The sequence below is a fragment of the Sphingobium sp. UBA5915 genome (assembly GCF_002431195.1).
Classification (GTDB): domain Bacteria; phylum Pseudomonadota; class Alphaproteobacteria; order Sphingomonadales; family Sphingomonadaceae; genus Sphingobium; species Sphingobium soli.
The window spans coordinates 11,717-14,375 of record NZ_DJDV01000013.1; the positions used below are offsets into that span (position 1 = coordinate 11,717).

The following is a 2,659-nucleotide window of genomic DNA, read 5'->3' on the forward strand; positions in this document are numbered from 1 at the left end:
GCAAGGCCTATGGCGGCGCCTATGACGTCATGAGTTCCAAGCATCTGCGCGGCGACCTCAACTATGCCTGGCCGACCGCGGAAATCGCGGTGATGGGCGCCAAGGGCGCGGTGGAGATCATCTTCCGCGGCAAGACGCCCGAGGAGATTGCCGAGCGGACGAAGGAATATGAAGACCGCTTCGCCAACCCCTTCGTGGCGGCGAGCAAGGGCTTCATCGACGAGGTGATTCAGCCGCATTCGACCCGTAAGCGCATCGCGTTGGGGCTGCGCAAGCTGCGGAACAAGCAGTTGGAAAACCCCTGGAAGAAGCACGACAATATCCCGCTGTAAGCGGTATCGTAACCGGCGGAGTGGATTTTATGAGCAACGGACAGGATATTTTCATCGTCGCTGGTGCGCGCACGGCGATCGGAACGTTCGGTGGGGCGCTGGCGTCTTTCCGGCCAGCCGAACTGGGCGCCATCGTCATCAGGGAAGCGATCGACCGGGCGGGCGTTACCGGGGCCGATGTGCAGAATGTCGTCATCGGCACGGTGGTTCCGACCCAGCCCAAGGACGCCTATGTCAGCCGCGTCGCGGCGGTGAACGCGGGCATACCGACCGATGCGCCGGCAATGAACGTCAATCGGCTTTGTGGTTCGGGGCTTCAGGCCATCGTGTCGGCGGCGCAGGCGATTGCGCTGGGCGAGCATGATGTTGCTGTAGCTGGCGGGGCCGAGTCCATGTCCAATGCCCCGCATATGGTGCTGTCTGCGCGCAATGGGCAGAAGATGGGCAATATCGAGATGGTCGACGCCATGCTTGGCGCGCTGCACGATCCGTTCGAGAATATCCATATGGGCGTGACGGCGGAAAATGTCGCCGAACGCTGCGGCATCAGCCGCGAGGAGCAGGATGCCGTGGCGGTGGAAAGCCACAAGCGCGCCGCGGCCGCCATTGCGGCAGGCTATTTCAAGGAGCAGATCGTTCCGGTCGAAATCAAGACGCGCAAGGGCGTCACCATCTTCGACACTGACGAGCATGTCCGCGCGGACGCATCGTTGGAGGGAATGGGCGGCCTTCGGCCCGTGTTCAAGAAAGACGGCACAGTAACGGCGGGCAACGCATCGGGCATCAATGACGGTGCGGGCGCTGTCGTGCTGGCCAGCGGGAAGGCCGTCGCGGAAAAGGGCCTGAAGCCGCTCGCCCGGATCATCGCCTGGGGCCACGCCGGCGTTGAACCCAGCGTGATGGGGGTGGGCCCGGTGAAAGCGGTTCCGGTCGCGCTTGCCCGCGCCGGCCTGACGCTCGACCAGATGGACGTGATTGAAAGCAACGAGGCCTTCGCTGCGCAGGCCTGCGGCGTTGCCAAGGAACTGGGCTTCGACCCGGCCAAGACAAATCCCAATGGGTCGGGCATTTCGCTGGGGCATCCGATCGGGGCGACCGGCGCGATCCTGACGATCAAGGCCGCCTATGAATTGAAACGGATCGGTGGCCGCCATGCGCTGATCACCATGTGCATCGGCGGCGGACAGGGCATCGCCATGGTGATTGAGGCGGTGGCGTGAAACTGGGCCGGCTGAACCATATCGGGGTGGCGACGCCTTCGCTGGACGCGAGCCTCGCTTATTATCGCGACGTCATGGGGGCGACACTGGCGCATGACCCGTTCGACTTGCCGGCGCAGGGCGTCAAGGTCTGTTTCGTCGATACGCCGGGAGAAAATGGCACCGCGGGCACGCAGATCGAACTGATCGAACCTTTGGGTGAGGCCAGCCCGATCCATGGGTTTCTGGCCAAGAACCCGGCCGGCGGGCAGCATCATATGTGCTATGAAGTGCCCGACATCATGGAAGCGAAGGCCTGGTTTGAAAGGCTGGGCAAGAAGATACTGGGCGAACCGCGCATCGGCGCACATGGCACGCCCATCTTTTTCGTGCACCCCAAGGACATGAACGGGGTGCTGACCGAGATTATGGAGACGCCCAAAGAGGCGCATTGAAAACTGAAACCCGTTCGTTTCGAGCAGCTTCGAGCACAGTTGAGAAGCGTCCGTCGAGAAAGGTTCTCGACAAGCTCGAACCGAACGGAGGTTGGTGACAGGGACGGAAATTGCATGACCGAGAAGCCGACGCTGGATCAATGGGCCGCCGCTGCCGCCAAGGAGGTGAAGGGCAAGGACCTGAACTGGGAGACCCCGGAAGGGATCACAGTGAAGCCGCTTTACACGGCCGACGATGTCAGCGTGGATCCCGGTTTGCCCGGCTTCGCGCCTTTCACGCGGGGCGTGCGCGCGTCCATGTATGCCGGGCGACCCTGGACCATCCGCCAATATGCCGGTTTTTCGACCGCTGAAGAATCCAATGCCTTCTATCGCCGCAACCTGGCTGCGGGTCAGAAAGGGCTGTCGGTCGCCTTCGACCTGGCGACGCACCGGGGCTATGACAGCGACCATCCCCGCGTGACGGGCGACGTCGGCAAGGCCGGCGTGGCGATCGACAGCGTGGAGGATATGAAGATCCTGTTCGACGGCATTCCGCTCGACAAGATGTCGGTCAGTATGACGATGAACGGCGCTGTGATCCCGATATTGGCGTTCTTCATCGTCGCGGGCGAAGAGCAGGGCGTCGATCGCGCCTTGCTCGACGGAACCATCCAGAACGACATCCTCAAGG

The 2,659-nt window shown here is 62.6% G+C and carries 4 protein-coding genes; all 4 read left to right on the top strand.

The genetic code is table 11. The features are described from left to right. Positions 1–332: carboxyl transferase domain-containing protein (locus tag B2V90_RS01855; protein ID WP_293919504.1), on the top strand; the 332-nt coding region annotated here is incomplete at its 5' end. 29 nt (positions 333–361) lie between these two features. After that, the gene (locus B2V90_RS01860) at positions 362–1,552 is read left to right on the top strand and encodes an acetyl-CoA C-acyltransferase family protein (protein ID WP_228222814.1); all 1,191 of its coding nucleotides are present in this window, start codon (positions 362–364) and stop codon (positions 1,550–1,552) included. Further along, positions 1,549–1,986 carry a methylmalonyl-CoA epimerase gene (mce, locus tag B2V90_RS01865; protein ID WP_009821597.1) on the top strand — a complete coding sequence of 146 codons (438 nt, stop codon included), beginning with the start codon at positions 1,549–1,551 and terminating at the stop codon, positions 1,984–1,986. The genes B2V90_RS01860 and mce overlap by 4 nt, the downstream gene beginning before the upstream one ends. A gap of 114 nt (positions 1,987–2,100) precedes the next feature. Further along, a partial coding sequence (locus B2V90_RS01870; RefSeq protein ID WP_293919508.1) for a methylmalonyl-CoA mutase family protein occupies positions 2,101–2,659 on the top strand: 559 nt, incomplete at its 3' end.